At 34.6% G+C, this 17246-nt stretch carries 17 protein-coding genes; 7 read left to right on the forward strand and 10 right to left on the reverse strand.

Annotated features, from left to right (window positions below):
* Position 1: 1 nt before the first annotated feature.
* The 4 genes from sprC to N4T20_RS04660 form a co-directional block, all read right to left on the reverse strand.
* Positions 2-1453, reverse strand: a complete 1452-nt coding sequence (gene sprC, locus N4T20_RS04645; protein WP_260671935.1) for a gliding motility protein SprC — start codon at positions 1451-1453, stop codon at positions 2-4.
* The gene (locus N4T20_RS04650) at positions 1450-1860 is read right to left on the reverse strand and encodes a hypothetical protein (RefSeq protein ID WP_260671936.1); all 411 of its coding nucleotides are present in this window, start codon (positions 1858-1860) and stop codon (positions 1450-1452) included. The genes sprC and N4T20_RS04650 overlap by 4 nt, the downstream gene beginning before the upstream one ends.
* A 100-nt stretch (positions 1861-1960) precedes the next feature.
* A complete protein-coding gene (locus N4T20_RS04655; RefSeq protein ID WP_260671937.1) occupies positions 1961-3253 on the reverse strand; it encodes a hypothetical protein in 1293 nt (430 codons plus the stop codon).
* A 176-nt stretch (positions 3254-3429) separates the two neighbouring features.
* Complete coding sequence (locus N4T20_RS04660; protein ID WP_008465732.1) at positions 3430-3882, reverse strand: hypothetical protein; 453 nt, start codon at positions 3880-3882, stop codon at positions 3430-3432.
* Positions 3883-4328: 446 nt separating this feature from the next.
* On the opposite strand from N4T20_RS04660, the gene N4T20_RS04665 reads away from it, so the two are divergent.
* From N4T20_RS04665 to recA, 4 genes are all read left to right on the forward strand, one after another.
* Positions 4329-5477, forward strand: a complete 1149-nt coding sequence (locus tag N4T20_RS04665) for an ATP-binding protein (protein ID WP_260671938.1) — start codon at positions 4329-4331, stop codon at positions 5475-5477.
* A gap of 6 nt (positions 5478-5483) precedes the next feature.
* Positions 5484-5867: a DoxX family protein gene (locus N4T20_RS04670; RefSeq protein WP_260671939.1), complete on the forward strand. Its 384-nt coding sequence runs from the start codon at positions 5484-5486 to the stop codon at positions 5865-5867.
* Between the two features lie 32 nt (positions 5868-5899).
* Complete coding sequence (locus tag N4T20_RS04675) at positions 5900-6409, forward strand: acyl-CoA thioesterase (RefSeq protein WP_260671940.1); 510 nt, start codon at positions 5900-5902, stop codon at positions 6407-6409.
* 167 nt (positions 6410-6576) lie between these two features.
* Positions 6577-7584 carry a recombinase RecA gene (gene recA / locus N4T20_RS04680; protein WP_111368298.1) on the forward strand — a complete coding sequence of 336 codons (1008 nt, stop codon included), beginning with the start codon at positions 6577-6579 and terminating at the stop codon, positions 7582-7584.
* A gap of 558 nt (positions 7585-8142) precedes the next feature.
* On the opposite strand, the gene N4T20_RS04685 is transcribed toward recA, so the two are convergent.
* Together N4T20_RS04685 and N4T20_RS04690 are read right to left on the reverse strand one after the other, a co-directional pair.
* Positions 8143-8880 carry a lysophospholipid acyltransferase family protein gene (locus N4T20_RS04685; RefSeq protein ID WP_260671941.1) on the reverse strand — a complete coding sequence of 246 codons (738 nt, stop codon included), beginning with the start codon at positions 8878-8880 and terminating at the stop codon, positions 8143-8145.
* Between the two features lie 155 nt (positions 8881-9035).
* Positions 9036-9413, reverse strand: a complete 378-nt coding sequence (locus tag N4T20_RS04690; RefSeq protein WP_260671942.1) for a GxxExxY protein — start codon at positions 9411-9413, stop codon at positions 9036-9038.
* Positions 9414-9645: 232 nt separating this feature from the next.
* Here N4T20_RS04690 and trpS point away from each other — a divergent pair, with 232 nt between their 5' ends.
* Together trpS and N4T20_RS04700 are read left to right on the forward strand one after the other, a co-directional pair.
* Positions 9646-10620, forward strand: a complete 975-nt coding sequence (gene trpS / locus N4T20_RS04695; protein ID WP_260671943.1) for a tryptophan--tRNA ligase — start codon at positions 9646-9648, stop codon at positions 10618-10620.
* A 121-nt stretch (positions 10621-10741) separates the two neighbouring features.
* A complete protein-coding gene (locus tag N4T20_RS04700; protein ID WP_260671944.1) occupies positions 10742-10864 on the forward strand; it encodes an MFS transporter in 123 nt (40 codons plus the stop codon).
* 18 nt (positions 10865-10882) lie between these two features.
* Here N4T20_RS04700 and dprA read toward each other — a convergent pair whose 3' ends face one another.
* Positions 10883-11983 carry a DNA-processing protein DprA gene (gene dprA, locus N4T20_RS04705; protein WP_260671945.1) on the reverse strand — a complete coding sequence of 367 codons (1101 nt, stop codon included), beginning with the start codon at positions 11981-11983 and terminating at the stop codon, positions 10883-10885.
* Positions 11984-12221: 238 nt separating this feature from the next.
* Between dprA and N4T20_RS04710 the strand changes: the two genes are divergently transcribed.
* Positions 12222-13193, forward strand: coding sequence for an SPOR domain-containing protein (locus N4T20_RS04710; protein ID WP_260671946.1), 972 nt, complete (start codon positions 12222-12224; stop codon positions 13191-13193).
* Positions 13194-13248: 55 nt separating this feature from the next.
* Here N4T20_RS04710 and N4T20_RS04715 read toward each other — a convergent pair whose 3' ends face one another.
* The 3 genes from N4T20_RS04715 to N4T20_RS04725 form a co-directional block, all read right to left on the reverse strand.
* A complete protein-coding gene (locus tag N4T20_RS04715; RefSeq protein ID WP_260671947.1) occupies positions 13249-14010 on the reverse strand; it encodes a hypothetical protein in 762 nt (253 codons plus the stop codon).
* A 73-nt stretch (positions 14011-14083) separates the two neighbouring features.
* Positions 14084-16363, reverse strand: coding sequence for a helix-turn-helix domain-containing protein (locus tag N4T20_RS04720; RefSeq protein WP_260671948.1), 2280 nt, complete (start codon positions 16361-16363; stop codon positions 14084-14086).
* A gap of 101 nt (positions 16364-16464) precedes the next feature.
* Positions 16465-17049 (reverse strand): OmpH family outer membrane protein, encoded by a 585-nt coding sequence (locus tag N4T20_RS04725; protein ID WP_066033199.1) that lies wholly within the window; start codon positions 17047-17049, stop codon positions 16465-16467.
* Positions 17050-17246: the final 197 nt, after the last annotated feature.

Below are 17246 nucleotides of genomic sequence, written 5' to 3' on the forward strand. Positions count from 1 at the left end.
ATTATTTTATAACAGTTATCGATCCTTTTTTTTCACCTGCATCGCCTTGAATGACATAGTAATAAACGGGATTTACATTTTTAAAATCTATATTGCTTTGAGGCCAATCGCCTTGGTAATTCACTACATCCAGAACTTTATCTCCGTTTGAACTGATGATAATCACCTTTGTATTTGCGTTTTTATATTCGTCTGGAATGTTCCAATAAGGATTCATTCCGCTTAATTTTATAATGTTAGGAATAACACTTGCTGGTCCAGAATCTCCGTTAATTTTGAATGGAAACTCTTTTGAAGCGATACATCCGGATCCTTGAGAAACTTTTCCAATATAGTTACCTTTAACGGCTACTAGATAAGAGCTTGATGACTCGCCAGAAATTAAATTGCCATTTAAATACCATTCATAAGTCGGATTAGCAGCATCTGTTGTAATGGTTACCGTCATAGTCTCGCCTTCGCTCAATTTGTATCCGTCCTGCGCGTCTATGCTTGCTTCAAAACCATTGCTTTTAAGATTAATAGATCCTGTAGCTTTACAGCCTCCAAAATCAACATCCACAGAATAAACTCCAGACTCGTTTGTAGAATAAGTACGATTTGTAGCTCCAGTAATTAAATTACCATCTTTTTTCCATTGATAGGTATTCCCCGCAGTTGCAGTTAAAACTGTTCCTGAGCCACTAGCGCAAAATGGGTTTCCTAAACTCGATTCTACAGTTACTGAAGAACCAGAAGCTGCAGATGTAACAGTTACACGATTTGAGTACGATCCAGAGGTACACGTTCCATAATTTGTTTCTGCGTAATAAACTCCAGGTGTTGTTACAGTGTAATCTTTTCCGCCATTTCCTTGAACAAGTGTTGGCAAAGCTGTTTCGCCATTATCTCTGTACCAATTGTACGATAAAGAAGGATATTTTAAAGGTGAATCTGGATTGGCCGCTACGTTATCTATTGATAAAACAAAACTGCCTCCAGCACAAAATGCAGCACTACCATTAAAATTATTAATAGTATACTGTCTATCGTGAGCTCTGTAATAAACTGGGAAAGAATTTTTTAGTCCAAATGAAACAAATTTACTGCTAGAAAATCCAGCAGTAGAAACTCTAAGACTATAAGTATCTGATCCTACCAAATCTGTTGGAACAGCAAATGCTATTTTCTTTTGATTAGCGGCAGGATCTGATACCGAAATAGTTGTTGTCTTTACAATATTTACGAAATTGTTCGTTGAAAGTTCAACTTCAAAGACTGTACCCGCAGGAAATCCGCTATAGGTAAATGTAGCATTATATTCGTTACCGTCAGGTCCAGCACATATTCTATCAAAATCCAAAACCTGAGGGTTTATCGTTTTAGTCTGCGCATAAGAACTCGATCCAGTAAAAAAGATTATGCTGAATAATAGTAAAACTTTAAAAAAAGATAAAGTAATTTTTTGAATCATATAGTGCGTGTTCTTGCTAGATCTATACGCTCAAAAAACAAGATATCTATGAATGTTTCTGAGAAATCATATTTGTAGTTTTCAATCACTTCTTTTGCAAGAATTGAAGTTGCTGCAAATGATGAATTCTCTTCACAATCATTTGATATAGTATTTGACTCAGCCGCTATAGTAAGGCTATCCTTGGGGGTGGACATCCCTACTATAGACTGATTTAAATTACTTGATTTGCCGCTTTCTATAACAGCATTATTATTGTTGTTTTGGTCAGTGCAATCCAAAGTCAACCCACACTCAGAAACAGCAGCCTTAGTAGGATTTTCTGCTGTATTCTGTGCATATAGAGTTAACGATATAGGCGAAACCAAAAATATTATATATAAAAAATATTTTTTCGTAGATACCATTATGTCTTGATCTTTATTTAGGCCCGTAAGACGATACATAAATTGTGTCTGGGGACTTAATTAATAAAATTTACGCGTGGGAAATAAAAATCGAAACTATTTATCTATTACCGCTAGAAGCTGTGATTTTTCCTAATTGTAATCTGAAATCTGGTTTTTTAGGATTGAAGATGTCAATGAATGTTTCTTTATTGTCGCTTTGTGAATAAACGTTAAAGAAAACACTGTTTCCATACCAGCTTTCTAAATCTTCGTTGTTAGAATTGTATTCAGTAAAGATGTTTCCTTTACATAAGTTGAAATACATTTCCTCAAATTTGATTTTTTTAAGGTTGGCATCATTGATTTCAGTTTTGCTGTCTAATAATACTGCAGGATTGAATCCAGAGATTACACTTCTTTTCATTTCAAGAGAAGCATTTTCAGCCACATAAACAGCCTCTTTTACTAATCCTGCTTGAATGTCAGCGTTAATGTTTTCACTGTCATTAACCATTGTAATATTGCTTGCAACAACTAAAGTTTGTTTTTTAGTGAAATCTGTTTCACTTTTCTTCTCATAAGATCTAACCTCCATACAACGAGATCCGTCTTTAGTGCTTGAGAAGTAAGAAGATCTAACTGCTAAAGAGTTGAAGAAACGACATTGAACTCCTTGAGAGAATTTAAAGTCATCGTTAACTGATTTATAAGAAACGAATTTTGTAGCATTTAAGTCACCACCTAAGATTCCGAAAGAATCTCCTCCAGCGTAACTTACCATAATGTTTTCAAGAACCGTTTTGTTTCCAACAGCTGCAAGAGTCAAAGCGTTGAAAGTATCTACTCCTTTTACTTTTTTACCAGCAAACTCGATTCTAACGAATCTTAAAATTCCAGAGTTTGACGCTACGTTATCTCCACCATAAGTAGTCATAGTAGGATCAAGGTCTAGGTTATAAGAACCTACATTTCCGAATTTGTTAATTGGTGCATCTCCAAGGATTACAATTCCACCCCAATCTCCAGCTTTTTTCATGCTGCGGTTTGAAGTAAATACGATTGGATCTGTCTCTAAACCATCAGCCACTAATTGTGCACCTTTTGTGATTACCAATGTTCCTTTTGTTTCGAAATCACCAATAATTACAGTTCCCGGTTCGATAGTCAAAACAGCATTGTTTGTAACGTAAACGTTTCCTTGAAGAACGTAGATATTCCTTTTCAGCAATTTAGTATTAACAGAAATGTTTCCTGCCAAAATTTGGTTTGCTTCTCCATAATCAACTTTGTTAGGCTTAAACTCAGTCCAGTTGTTTAACCAATTGGTGTAGCCCATAATTCCTTTCTCTTGTTGAGCATTCATGCTCGCAACTGTCAAAAGAACGCAGATCAATTGAGTAATTTTTTTCATGATAAGGGGGGTATTACGGTTAATAAATTTGGGTATGCGTAAATGTAAAAACTCCTCTCGGGTTTTCTGAAATTTCAGAATACTCGAGAGTGAGTTTTTTTTATTTTAATTTTAAGCAATGCCGAGGTAAAATTTACCTTTGCATCCCTCAAAAAGTTTTTAAAAAAAATGCTTTATTACATTTCGTTCAAATCGTTGAACTCGTGTAATGATTTCAATGTACTTTCGTAGAATAAGATTGCCGCGATTAAGTTTCCTTTATCAGAGTAAGGCATCATTTTTCTTTGGAATTCTACAGTTGTATCCAAAAATGTAGATGTACCTACTGCCTGAGCATCTAAAACTTTTTTGTGTTCGTTATCGTCTGGAATACCAAGATCGGCCATAGTAACTCCAGGTTTAGTAACCAAAGCAATGTAAGGGAGAGTTTTAACTAATACTTTGATACGCTCGATGTATAATTCCAAAAGTTCACCCTTTTGCATACCACTTAATTCTTTTTGGTCATGGTATTTTCGGATAAGAGCAGTTGTACTGATGATACTTCTCGGTGCGTTTTTAGCTTGTGCTGAAACAGCCGCAGTAGTTAAGATAAAAAAAGCACTAAATAGAATAATTTTCCCTTTCATAGATTCTTATTTTATAATTGGTTGTTGATAAAAACAAAAATATAGAAATTAACTTAAATTACAACTGTAATGGATTTTTTTTTCAAAAAATTTCCTTAAAAAAACCTTAAAAATCAGCCTTATGTCGAGAAAATGTGCGTTTTAACGGGCTTTTTGTTAAAAATGTTAATTTAAATTCCGTAAGATATTGACTATAAAAAATAAAATTTTGACTCATTAAATAATCAAAAAACTACGTCGATTAACGAATTTTGAAAAAAAATATTAACAAAAACATCTTGATATTTACTCACTTGAAGATATTTATTAACAAAATTCTGTCGAAAGCCGACTAAAAATTTCAAAAATCATCCGCTAAATTCGAAACTAAATTTGAAAATCATTTAGGAATAAATAATCTTAACGCCGAAAATTTTTGCCTACACATTTTCTTCTATCTTTGCGTCATGCAATTTTCTCAAATTTTAGGTCAAGATTACATCAAAAGCCACTTGATAAAAAGTGCTGCTTCTGGTAGAATTCCTCATGCTCAATTATTCGTAGGCCCAGAAGGAAGCGGCACATTAATAACTGCCATTGCTTATGCCCAATATATTTTGTGCGGCAATACTGGCGATGAAAATTCAAACGGAAATGATTCTTGCAATCTAAAGTTTGATAACATCTCTCATCCCGATCTGCATTTTATTTACCCAACCGTCACAACCGAAGACGTCAAGACAAAACCAAAAAGTTTAGATTTTATTCAAGACTGGCGAAGCTTTATACAAGAAATGCCCTATGGAGGTTTGTTTGACTGGTATAAAATTTTAGGCGTTCAAAACAAGCAAGGTGAAATTCGAGTGGAAGATGCGCAGGAAGTTTTAAAATCACTTTCGCTAAAATCTTATGAAGGCGGCTATAAAATCATGATTATCTGGATGGCCGATAAAATGAATATCGCAGCATCCAATAAACTGCTGAAACTTCTGGAAGAACCTTCAGAAAAAACCATGTTTATCCTGATTTCTGAAAACGAAGAAGATATTATCCAAACCATACGTTCGCGATGCCAAGTAATCCACTTTAACGGACTTCCGGAAAAAGTAATCGAAGAAGCATTGGTTGCCCAGGAAAATATAGATCCTAATCTGGCAAAAAAAATTGCGCATCAAGCACAGGGAAATTTTAATAAAGCCTTGCACCTGCTAAAAGAAGACGATGATGATCTTCCGTTCGAGCAATGGTTTGTCAATTGGGTTCGTGCTGCTTTTAGAGCAAAAGGAAATGCCGCTGCCATTCAAGATTTAATTTCATGGAGCGAACAGATTGCCGCGTTGGGTCGTGAAAGCCAGAAAAAATTTATTCAATATTGCATCGAAATGTTTCGACAAGCTCTTATGCTAAATTATCAGGCTCAAAGCTTGGTTTATATAGAACCAAAAGTGGATAAATTTAAATTGGAGAATTTTGCTCCTTTCGTAAACGGAAATAATATCCACGAAATATTTAAAGAACTTTCAGATGCTATGTATCATATTGAAAGGAATGGAAATGCAAAAATAATCCTTACCGATTTATCGATCAAATTGACTCGTTTAATTCATAAAAAATAATTCATAATGAACAATGTTGCCTCAATTTTGCTTTTGGCTTTTCTAGCTTTAACTTTTTTACAATCGGGTTACGAAAAAATTTTCTACTGGAAAGATAATGTGGCTTGGCTTAAAGAACACTTTGCCAAAACGCCATTAGGAAATCAAGTTCCGCTTGCCCTTTTACATTTATTGGTTTTAGAATTGATTTCAGGAATTTTATGTGTGGTGGGCGCAATCCAATTGTTTACAAATAATGGCAGAGAATTTGGTTTTTACGGAGCTATCTTTTCTTGCATTTGTTTGTTAATGATGCTTTTCGGACAACGACTTGCAAAAGATTACGATGGTGCGAGAACCATTGTCATATATTTTATACCAGCTGTAATGGCTGTCTACTGGTTGAATTAACCCGTACAAATTTTAAATTTTAGATTAAAAAAATGAATCCAAAACATCCTTCAGAATCCTTAACTATTTTAACTGATTTAGTTTTACCGAGCGAAACAAATCCTTTAAACAATCTTTTTGGCGGTGAGTTATTAGCCAGAATGGATCGTGCAGCAAGTATTGCAGCCCGCAGACATTCGCGCCGAATTGTTGTGACGGCTTCTGTAAATCACGTTGCTTTTAACAGAGCCATTTCTCTTGGAAGCGTAGTAACCGTAGAAGCAAAAGTGTCAAGATCATTCAAAAGTTCGATGGAAGTTTTTATCGATGTTTGGGTAGAAGACCGCGAATCAGGAAATAGAACCAAAGCCAATGAGGCAATTTACACTTTCGTAGCTGTAGACGACACCGGAAGACCTGTTGAAGTTCCGGCAATTATTCCAGAAACCGAACTCGAAATCCAACGTTTTGATGCGGCGCTTCGTCGCAAACAGCTGAGTTTACTGCTTGCAGGCAAGATCAAGCCTACTGATGCTACAGAATTGAAGGCTTTATTTTTGTAGTACATTTTGTGACAATTTGGAACAATTTGAAACAATGAAACTTCAAAAAAAGAAGTATTTTTACAAAAAATTATAAGCCCATATAAATAAAAAACTGCAAGTAAATTACTTACTTTCTACTTTTTATTTGATTAGGAAAAATTATAACAATTTAGAAGAAAGAAAAAATGAGTTCAGAGAAAGAAGCCAAATTGAAAGCACTACAGCTTACACTTGATAAGCTTGACAAAACTTACGGAAAAGGAACCGTAATGAAAATGGGCGACAGAGCCATCGTAGAGGTAGAAACAATTTCTTCAGGATCTCTTGGTGTAGATTTAGCACTTGGAGTAAACGGATATCCAAAAGGAAGAATTATCGAAATATATGGTCCAGAATCTTCTGGAAAAACAACTTTGACGCTTCACGCCATTGCAGAAGCTCAAAAAGCAGGTGGTATCGCTGCTTTTATCGATGCGGAGCACGCTTTTGATAGAAACTACGCAGAGAAATTGAATGTTGATATTGAGAACTTAATTATTTCTCAGCCAGACAACGGGGAACAAGCGTTAGAAATTGCCGAAAACCTTATTCGTTCTGGAGCTATAGACATCGTTGTAATTGACTCTGTTGCTGCTTTGACTCCAAAAAGCGAGATCGAAGGCGAAATGGGAGATTCAAAAATGGGTCTTCATGCGCGTTTGATGTCTCAAGCTTTAAGAAAACTTACTGGAACTATCAGCAAGACAAACTGTACAGTTTTCTTTATCAACCAGCTTCGTGAAAAAATTGGTGTTATGTTCGGAAATCCAGAAACGACAACGGGAGGTAACGCACTTAAATTTTACGCTTCTGTGCGTTTAGATATTCGTCGTTCTGCTCAAATTAAAGACGGTGAAAACGTAATCGGAAATAGAACTAAAGTAAAAATTGTCAAAAACAAAGTAGCACCGCCTTTTAAAACTGCCGAATTCGATATCATGTACGGAGAAGGTGTTTCTAAAACTGGTGAAATATTGGATCTAGCAGTTGAATTTGACATCGTTAAAAAAGCAGGATCTTGGTTTAGCTATGGCGATACAAAATTAGGACAAGGTCGTGATGCTGTTAAAGCTTTAATTAAAGATAATCCAGAACTTGCTGAAGAACTGGAAATTAAAATTAAAGAACACATGAAAGAATTGGCAAATGCCTAAAAAATAAATCTGAAAAAGATGCCTTTATAAGCCGAGTGATTAAAAAAATCACTCGGCTTTTTTATTTTGAAAAAAAACTGAATTTTCTACGCAACCTTTTTGCTAAACCGCCATCTTAAAAAAAAACAGTTTGTAATTGGTACTGCCATATATCAATTTGGGAGTTTTTTTAGAATTTACGTTGATTGGTTATTTGAGTAAAAATCCGTCGGTTTTCAAACTGACGGATTTTAACCAAATTTTTTTCAATTCAGGCGCAACCATTTAAATTTCTATACATCTATAATAATGTGGCACTAACTTGAGTTATTAGATAAACTCTTTATTATCAACCATTAATATTTTTAACCATGAAAGAAAAAATAGAATTGTTGTACAGTAAAAACCGAAGAAAAACCAGATTGAAATTTAAAAAAGTATTGCGTTTTATTTCAGAAAAGATAATTCACAGATAATAACTTTTGAATAAAAATAGGGGATTTTTAATTCAAAGAAAAGCCGGCAGATTAATCGATCTGCCGGCTTCTTCTATTTTACATAATGTTAGCGGGTTTATGACTACCCAAAATCAATCAAACCATTGTAAATTAAGGTTCTAACTTGATCTTTCAATTCTTTTCTATGGTCGCTAGTCAACCCTTTTGTTTCTACAAACGGTAAAATTCTCGCTCGCATTCTTCCTGGGCTTCCGCTCATAAACGTATAGGAAAAACGTTCTTTATTGTCAGGGAAAACAATAGGCACAATTGGAATCTGATGATCTATTGCCAATCTGAATGCGCCATCTTTAAACTCGTCCAGCAAAATGCTCTCATTATCTGGAACTCCTCCTTCAGGGAAAATACAAATGCTCAAACCTTGGTTAAGACGATTTTGCGCCCTTTTAAAAACTTCATTTTTACTCTTAGAAGAACTTCTGTCAACCAAAATGCAAGTTCGCTTATAGAAAAAACCAAAAAGCGGAATCTTCACCAATTCTTTCTTTCCAACAAATACAAAAGGATTTTTTATAAGTGCCAGCATTAGCATAATATCGGTCATCGAGGTATGATTGGCCACTATCATGTAACTTTTTCCTTTAATGAGCTTCTGTTCGCGTTTTACGATATAGTAAAAACCCATTCCGAAAAGGATAAATTTAGCCCAAATGCGGGCCATTTTAAAGAAATATGGATATCCTTTCTCAGAAAGGATAGAAACTACCAGAAAAGGGAACATAATGAGTATTGGAATCGCCATTAAAACGTAAAACCAAACTCTCCAAAGAATCCAAAAAGCAATTTTAAATATTTTCATAGCTTCAAAAGTAAGAAAACAGAAATGAATATTTAGCAAGATTTTTTCTTATGCGCAACACTTTTTCTAACACAAAGCGCACAAAGGATTTTCGCAAAGATTTTAAAGATGCTTTATGTTAAAATTTGCTTTGCTATAAGTTCACAAAGCTTTATTTATAAACTATTTGCAACTCTCCTAATGCCATTTTTTAAGAGTATTTCACTGAAATTTATGAGTAAACCAAGTTTAAAATTTCCTAGTCTTAAATAAGTTAATGTTTGCGCTAAATGGTTAACAGTAAGTGATTCAACACTCTTTATCTCAATTAGCAATTTGTTTTCCACAAGTATATCAATGCGGTACCCACAATCCAACTTAACTTCTTCAAAAATTAATGCTAAAGATTTTTCTTTCTCAACAACAAGTCCACGCTGCTTAATTTTATAAAACAAACATTCTTTATAAACATTTTCTAATAATCCCGGTCCAAGTTTTTTATGAATTTCAATTGCTAACCCAATTACAATATTTGATATTTTGTTTTCTGTCATAATTAAAAAACATCAAATTTATACATATTTTCTTATATTTTACAGGTATAGCTTTGTGAACTTATAGCAAGGCAATCGCTTAAAGAAAAAATAACTTCTTTTCTTTGCGAAAATCCTTTGCGCAGTTTGCGTTAAAATAACCAACAAGAATTTCAAATCTTGACGATAAACCATTACGTACTTTGCGGTTAAAAAAAACATTCCGACATTTGCAAATCAGAAAAAAACGAGAATGGCAAAAATACTTACTGGTGTTCAAAGTACAGGAACACCGCATTTAGGAAATTTATTAGGAGCAATTATTCCGGCAATCGAATTATCAAATGATCCAGCAAATGAATCTTATTTGTTTATTGCCGATTTGCATTCAATCACTCAGATTAAAGACGGAAAGACTTTAAGAGAAAATACCTATAGCACTGCTGCAGCTTGGCTTGCTTGTGGTTTAAATCCTGAAAAAGTTACTTTTTACAGACAATCAGATGTGGTGCAAACTACTGAATTGACTTGGTATTTGAGCTGTTTTTTTCCGTTTCAAAGATTGACATTAGCGCATTCTTTCAAGGACAAAGCAGATCGTTTAGATGATGTTAACGCTGGACTTTTTACTTATCCGATGCTAATGGCGGCCGATATTTTATTGTATGATGCTGAATTTGTTCCTGTTGGAAAAGATCAATTGCAGCATTTAGAAATTACACGCGATGTCGCTTCTCGTTTTAACCATCAAATGGGCGAAACTTTTGTTCTTCCTGAAGCAAAAATTCAAGAAAACATTATGCTGATTCCAGGAACAAACGGCGGAAAAATGAGTAAATCGGCAAACAATATCATCAACATTTTCTTAGATGACAAAACGTTGCGCAAGCAGGTCATGAGCATAGAAACTGACTCAACACCGCTTGAAGATCCAAAAAATCCAGATACTTGCAATGCTTTTGCTATTTATTCTTTGTTGGCAAACGAAGAACAAATTGCCCAAATGAGAGCAAACTATTTAGGTGGAAATTATGGTTACGGCCACGCCAAGCAAGCTTTGTTTGAGTTGATTACCGAGAAATTTAAAACCGAAAGAGAAAAATACAATTACTACATCAACAACCTTGAAGAAGTAGACGCTTTATTGAAAAAAGGCGCAGCAAAAGCTTCTGTAATTGCTGATGGTGTATTAGCAAAAGTTAGAGAAGTTTTAGGATTTGAGAAATAATTCAAAAACTATAATTTAAAGAAACGCTGGCCATTTTAAACTGGCCAGCGTTTTTCTTTTGCACTCATTGTGGTTATTTTTTTGTAACTTCAATTATATTAATCTCTTAAAAATCAAAAAGATGGATAAGTATATTGAAGATTATAATGTTCCGCCGTATGTATTTCAAGTCCTAAACATAGTTTTCGGTTTACTGGCAATTTATATTTTGTATCGATTGTACAAACATTTCACAAGAAAATAATATATAGGATTTTCAGCGTTAAATTGATTCAAAAAGCTTTCCAGGAAGAGGTCTGATAACACCTTTCAATTCCATTCCGATTAGAACTCCCGATAATTTGAAAATTGGAATTTCACATTCGATTGCGATAGTGTCTAATAGCTCTTTTCCATTCGTCTGAAGAAAATCGTAAATTTTTTGTTCATCAGAGTTTAATTCTACAAAAAGCTGTTTCTGAATGCTTTTGCTTTTTTCTTTAATATCCCAATTCAACATATAAATTAAATCTGCAGCGCTTGTTAACACGTTTGCTTTTTGCGTTTTAATCAAATTATTGCAACCCTGACTGTATTTATCGGTTACTCGTCCAGGCACGGCAAAAACATCGCGATTGTATTCGTTGGCCATATTGGCTGTTATTAAAGAACCACCTTTATCAGCAGATTCGATAACAATTGTAGCCTCAGCCATTCCTGCGACAATACGGTTTCGTCGCACAAACTTCTCTTTATCAGGATTAGAATCGCTCCAAAATTCAGTAATAAATCCGCCCTTTTCTTCCATTTTCGCCATATACTTTTTGTGCGTGCGCGGATAAATCTGATTTAGTCCATGAGCCAAAACTCCGACAGTCTGCAAATCATGGTCCATAGCAGCCTGATGAGCCACAATATCGACCCCATAAGCAAAACCGCTCACGATGACAGGATCTAGGGGAGCCAAATCTTCAATTAGATTTTTACAGAATTCTGTACCATACGAAGTAATCTGCCTCGTACCAACAATGCTGATGATTTTTCTTTTTTTTAAATCCATATTGCCAGCTGTAAAAATTAGAATTGGAGCGTCAATGCAATGCTTAAGCTTTTCTGGATAATTTTCATCCAGAAAAAAAGAAACCTGAATATTATTATTTTTAATAAATGATAATTCTCTTTCAGCTTTTTCGAAAACACTTTTATCCTTAAGATTTTTCATTACGACTGATCCAATTCCGTCAATTGCAGCCAACTGGGAACTTTTTGCTTTAAAAATAGCACCTGCGTTTTCAAACGAATTAAGTAATTTTTTACCCGTTATATCTCCTACTCCATCAACCTTCAGTAAGGCAAGTAAACTAAATAATTCCTGATCGGTCATTGTCTTTTAACATTATGTAAAATAGAAAAAATAAATATGCTTTTTTTGAATCGCAAATATCTATAAAACAAAGTAATTTCTTAATAAAATAATACATTAAATTATACAGCCATTTTTAGAAGAGCTAAATCAGTCAGCTAATGAATTGAAAACTAATTGTCTAAAAATAATTCTTAATTGTTAATAAAAATTGTGAATAAAATTTTGATAACTATACTCGTTGCCTAACTTTGTTAATATGAAAATCGAAGTATATATCTCACAGTTATTGTATCGTTATCAGTGTGTAACGGTTCCAGGATTTGGTGCATTTTTAACCGAAACGCATTCGGCACAGCTGAATGAAAGCACTAATTCGTTTTTTCCTCCCAAAAAAACCATTGCTTTCAACAGCCGAATTAAAAATAATGACGGATTGTTGGCAAATCATATTGCACAAGCTGAAAAAACATCTTACGGTTTTGCAGTGAGCGCAATTGCTTTTGAGGTTTTGAACTGGAAAAAAACATTGGAAGAAGAAGGCGTGATTCTTTTGAAAAACATTGGAGAACTGCGTTTAAATTCTGAAAGCAATATCATTTTCAAACCAAATGACCAAACCAATTATCTGGCAACTTCTTTTGGACTAAGCCCTTTTGTTTCTCCGATGGTGAAAAAAGAGGCTTTTGAGAAAAAAATCGAAAAGATTGCGGCAAAAGAAAAAGATGCTGTTTTATTATACGAAAATGAAGAAGAAACCAAATCTTCAAATCCGTTCTTGCGTTATGCAGCAATTCTAGTTCTTGGACTTGGAATTACAGGAAGCATTGGTTACCCATTATATCAAAATCAAATTGATAACCAAACACTTGTTGTAGAGCAAGCCGTTCAGAAAAAAGTACAGAACAAAATTCAAGAAGCAACTTTCTTTATCAAAAGCCCGCTTCCTGCTGTAACACTTTCTGTAGATTCTGCTAAGGTTGAAACTGTTGAAACAACAATGCCGTACCACATTATGGCTGGCGCTTTCAGAAGTGAAGCCAATGCTAGAAAAGCTTACAATCAACTTATTAAAGATGGTTTCAAAGCTAGAATGCTGAAAGAGAATAAACACGGTTTATTTCCTGTTTTGTACGGAAGTTATGCTACAATGAAAGAAGCAGAACAAGCTCAAAAAGAAATACAAAAAGGCGAAAATCCTCAAGCATGGATTCTAGTCGAAAATCTATAAATCAAAAAATCCCGTTTCTCTTGAAACGGGATTTTTTGTATCTCTTCGGCACTGTTTATCGTGAAACAATTTTTGCATCTTGAGACAAAATTTCTTTTCCTGACTGATAAACTAGTAACGCCGCAGGCGCCGAATTTTTTTCGCCCAAAACGATAAAATGGCATTCGTATCTGAAATTTCCTTTTTTAAATTCGTAATGATGATTTCCTCCTGTTCCGTCAGCAAAAAAAACGCCATTTTCAATTACAAGATCGGGAGTCTCGGTCATTTTCTTTTGGATTGACCACGAAGCGTAGCGATAATTGTCATTTCCTAAATCGTCAATTCTGATCCTGAATTTTGAAGTTTCGAGAATGGCAACAGGTTTCTTAAAATTTGAAAGTGAAGAATTTACATTTTTTTTCTGTTCTGAAATCTTTGAACTTTTCATTTTCAATTCTTCATTAGATTGATAATTGATGCTGATAATTTTTCCATCGGTATCCATCCACAAATCTCCTTGGTTGAGCATAATTCCACGCCACCCCACTTCTGACCAATCTTTTGCCGGATCTGATTTAATAATTTTTTCAATAAAAACTTTATCAAAAATCTGATTATATCTTTTTACAAAATCTGCTTTGTCTTTCACTGATGGAATTGGATATTCCCGTTTGAACGGAAATTTTATCCGTTTAGCAATTCCCTCCTTATCACCGCCTTTTACTTCGAGAATGAATTTTGATATGAATTTTTGATATTCTGGTTCCAAATCTTGCGCCCTCAGAAATGAAGAGTTAACGATTAAAAATACTAAGACTATTTTAAATGGTTTCATATCAAAATGAATTTAACTTGTTAGAAATTAGATTTTTGAAAACAAAAAAAGTGTTTCACGTAGTACGTTAAAATCAATTTATGCTCGCTTTGAACATTTTCAGTTCATCCCAAGTAAATTCGTCTCCATGTTTTTCTTTCAAGCCGCTCAAAGATTCTTCCTGATAAAACTGAAAAGCTTCTCGCAAAGCCAAAATTTTATCATAAGGCAAAACATCCGTGATTTCAATTTTCTTCGATTGAATGAGCCTTATCAAATGTCCTTCGATTGTTTGCACATTCAATTTACGCATTCTTGCAATATCTTCAACAGAATTTTTCTCTACCCACAAATCATACGTTTCTTCGACTGTCGTTTTTTTAGCCGTTTTAAGCTCATTTTTCTCCGTCTTAGCTGATTTGTATCGAACAACAGGTTCTTCTGTCCTAAAAATGTCTGTATTTGTTGTTTTGAGCTCCTCTCTAATTCTTTCCGCTTTGTTGCTTTTATAATTTTTGATAATTGGCGATGACAGCTTTTCTTTGCTGATTGCTTCACCGGCAACCACAACTTCAATAAGCAATTTGGCTTTCATCAATCTCAAAACAGCTTTTGTTTGCAGATCTTCCAAAAAGTTAAGCTCTTCGTAAAATTCTTTTACTTTTTTAAATTTTTGAATTTCAGCCATTTTATAAATCAGATCATCGACCAATTTGTCCATGGGCTTGAAAAAATAATCGTAGGCTGCTTCTACCCTTTCTTTCACAAAAAGCAAATCAACAGTTTCTCTGCTGAAGATTTTATTAAGCTGAATGATGAATTTCTGTGAAGGCTCGGCCAATTGTTCGATAGTATCCAAACGCTTGTGCGCCCAAACTGCGTGTTTCGTTTTTTCAGAACCTGCCGCATTTTCGTTATAGCTGAAACGGTGATTTCGCCATTCTTGTGCCAATTCGCTCCAATTAAAACTGTTTGCCAAATAGTTATGGATAAAATTTTTGGTTTCGAAATGCAGCGAATTCTGTAAATCTTGTTCTGTTGCTCGATTCAAAGCATAATCCATCACATCTTGGTCGTTTGAAATACCATTCATCTTCATCGGAGAGAGCAAAATAAGCCCATTTAAGGAACGCAAACGCGAAAGTGCTACATAGGCCTGCCCAGGCAGAAAAACTTGCGACACATCGAGCGCTGCTTTGTCAAAAGTCAAACCTTGGCTTTTATGCACCGTAATGGCCCATGCAAGTTTAATCGGATAATGTGCAAAAGTTCCCAAAACCTCTTCCTCGATCTCTTTGGTCTGTTCATTGACTTTGTAGCGGATATTTTTCCACTCGTACTTTTCGACTTCCAGCGTCATGTTTTCTTCTGGGAAGTGAACAAAGATTTCTTCATCTGAAAGTGATTTGATTACACCCATTTTTCCGTTGAAATATCTTTTCTCAAAAGAAAGATCATTTTTAACAAACATTATCTGGGCGCCAACTTTCAATTTCAGTTCTTCCTCTACTGGAAATATCTTTTCTGGGAAATCTCCAACTACAAATGGCGTGTAAATGTATTCTTTACCATTTAAATCATTGATTGACTGAGAGTTAATAGAATCTGCTTTAGCATTATGGGTTGTCAGTGTGATATAGCCTTTATTCTCTTTAAAGTCAAAATCTGGCTTAACATACTGATTTAGAATGGATATGTCTTCTGGAGTGATCTGATTATTTCTAAGATTGTTCAAAACCGAGATAAAAGCATCATCAGTTTGACGATAGATTTTCGACAATTCGATATAAATCGGCGGATACTGCTGCAGCACATGAGAATGGAAAAAGAATTTTCCGCGGTAATAATTTTTTAGTGTTCGCCATTCTTCATCACGAATCACCGGTGGCAATTGAAGCAAGTCTCCAATAAACAAAACCTGAACTCCTCCAAATGGCTGCGTGTTTCTGCGGACGGTCTGCATCATGAAATCAACCGCATCCAACAAATCGGCACGCATCATGCTGACTTCATCAATCACAAGAAGCTCCATGTTTTTAATTACATTTCGCTTGACGTTATTCATTTTGAAATGGCGTCGAAGCGATTCTTTGTTTTCAAACTTTACTGTTTCGGTAAACTGCGCGCTCACATCATATGACGGAATAAATGCTGAAAACGGAAGCTGAAACATGGAATGAATAGTTACACCCCCAGCGTTCAAAGCCGCAATTCCCGTTGGCGCCACGACCACAGTATTTTTATGCGTTGTCGCTATGATCTCTCGCAAAAGCGTAGTTTTTCCAGTACCTGCTTTTCCTGTTAGAAAAATAGATTTCTGAGTCTGATTGATGAATTGCAATGTGTAAGCTGCCGCTTCTGAAACGTTCTGCATTGGGCTTGTATTAAATAATAAAATTACCGCATTTTTATAAAAAGAAAAAACCTAAATCTTTGTGGATTTAGGTTTTCAGTAATTTAGTTAGTTTGGTAGTTTTATTTTTTTGCTTCGCCTTCTTTTGTTTCAGCTGCTGGTTTTGCATCTGCTTTTGGCTCTGCTTTATATTTATCATTTAAAGCTTTGATAATTTCTTTTGTGATATCGTATTTCTCTTCAGCATACAAAATTGTTGCAGCATCTCCAGTTCCGTAGATGTAAGAGTAACCGTTTTTCTTTCCGTAATCTTTAATGAATTTTTTAACTCCACTAACAAGAGAATCCATTTCTACACCGCTTTCTTGTTGCAATTGCTGTGCTAATGCTTGTTGTGCATAACCTAATTGCTGCTCTCTTTTTTGCAACTCAGCACCTCTTTGCTGCGCCCAAGCTTGACCGTTTGCTTGTGCCTGACTTTGAAAATTAGCAGCGTCTTGTTTAAAACGTGAAATCTCAGCTTGTAATTGTCTACCTTTTTCTTCCGCTTGAGCTTTGTACTTTGCCTCTAAATCTTTTGCCTCAGTGTATTCTTTCATCAAAACCGAAGTATCCACGTAAGCTGTTTTTACTTCCTTTACCTCTGCTGTTTTGTTACAAGAAACTGCGAAAACTGAAAGTGCGATAATAACTAATGCTTTTTTCATTTTTTTTAAATTCTATTTTTAAGTATTGAAGACAAAAATATAAAAAAATCAATAGCATCAGCATAAAGTTTAAAAAATGCGCAAAATTTATGATATTGTTTTTATTTATAGAAAAAATAATACCAATAATTCAACACTATAGCAAAAAAGCAGGCTATTTTTGCCACTTTTTCAAATCAAAAAAGCCATTTCTTCAA

The organism is Flavobacterium sp. TR2, assembly GCF_025252405.1.
Classification (GTDB): Bacteria; Bacteroidota; Bacteroidia; order Flavobacteriales; family Flavobacteriaceae; genus Flavobacterium.

Excerpts from the sequence above, each read along its gene's own strand:
- sprC (WP_260671935.1), bottom strand. The coding sequence starts at position 1,453 with ATGATTCAAAAAATTACTTTATCTTTTTTTAAAGTTTTACTATTATTC.
- N4T20_RS04715 (WP_260671947.1), bottom strand. The coding sequence starts at position 14,010 with ATGAAACCATTTAAAATAGTCTTAGTATTTTTAATCGTTAACTCTTCA.
- N4T20_RS04690 (WP_260671942.1), bottom strand. The coding sequence starts at position 9,413 with ATGACAGAAAACAAAATATCAAATATTGTAATTGGGTTAGCAATTGAA.
- N4T20_RS04655 (WP_260671937.1), bottom strand. The coding sequence starts at position 3,253 with ATGAAAAAAATTACTCAATTGATCTGCGTTCTTTTGACAGTTGCGAGC.
- dprA (WP_260671945.1), bottom strand. The coding sequence starts at position 11,983 with ATGACCGATCAGGAATTATTTAGTTTACTTGCCTTACTGAAGGTTGAT.
- N4T20_RS04660 (WP_008465732.1), bottom strand. The coding sequence starts at position 3,882 with ATGAAAGGGAAAATTATTCTATTTAGTGCTTTTTTTATCTTAACTACT.
- N4T20_RS04685 (WP_260671941.1), bottom strand. The coding sequence starts at position 8,880 with ATGAAAATATTTAAAATTGCTTTTTGGATTCTTTGGAGAGTTTGGTTT.
- N4T20_RS04670 (WP_260671939.1), top strand. The coding sequence starts at position 5,484 with ATGAACAATGTTGCCTCAATTTTGCTTTTGGCTTTTCTAGCTTTAACT.
- N4T20_RS04710 (WP_260671946.1), top strand. The coding sequence starts at position 12,222 with ATGAAAATCGAAGTATATATCTCACAGTTATTGTATCGTTATCAGTGT.
- trpS (WP_260671943.1), top strand. The coding sequence starts at position 9,646 with ATGGCAAAAATACTTACTGGTGTTCAAAGTACAGGAACACCGCATTTA.
- N4T20_RS04675 (WP_260671940.1), top strand. The coding sequence starts at position 5,900 with ATGAATCCAAAACATCCTTCAGAATCCTTAACTATTTTAACTGATTTA.
- N4T20_RS04665 (WP_260671938.1), top strand. The coding sequence starts at position 4,329 with ATGCAATTTTCTCAAATTTTAGGTCAAGATTACATCAAAAGCCACTTG.
- recA (WP_111368298.1), top strand. The coding sequence starts at position 6,577 with ATGAGTTCAGAGAAAGAAGCCAAATTGAAAGCACTACAGCTTACACTT.
- N4T20_RS04725 (WP_066033199.1), bottom strand. The coding sequence starts at position 17,049 with ATGAAAAAAGCATTAGTTATTATCGCACTTTCAGTTTTCGCAGTTTCT.
- N4T20_RS04650 (WP_260671936.1), bottom strand. The coding sequence starts at position 1,860 with ATGGTATCTACGAAAAAATATTTTTTATATATAATATTTTTGGTTTCG.
- N4T20_RS04720 (WP_260671948.1), bottom strand. The coding sequence starts at position 16,363 with ATGCAGAACGTTTCAGAAGCGGCAGCTTACACATTGCAATTCATCAAT.
- N4T20_RS04700 (WP_260671944.1), top strand. The coding sequence starts at position 10,742 with ATGGATAAGTATATTGAAGATTATAATGTTCCGCCGTATGTATTTCAA.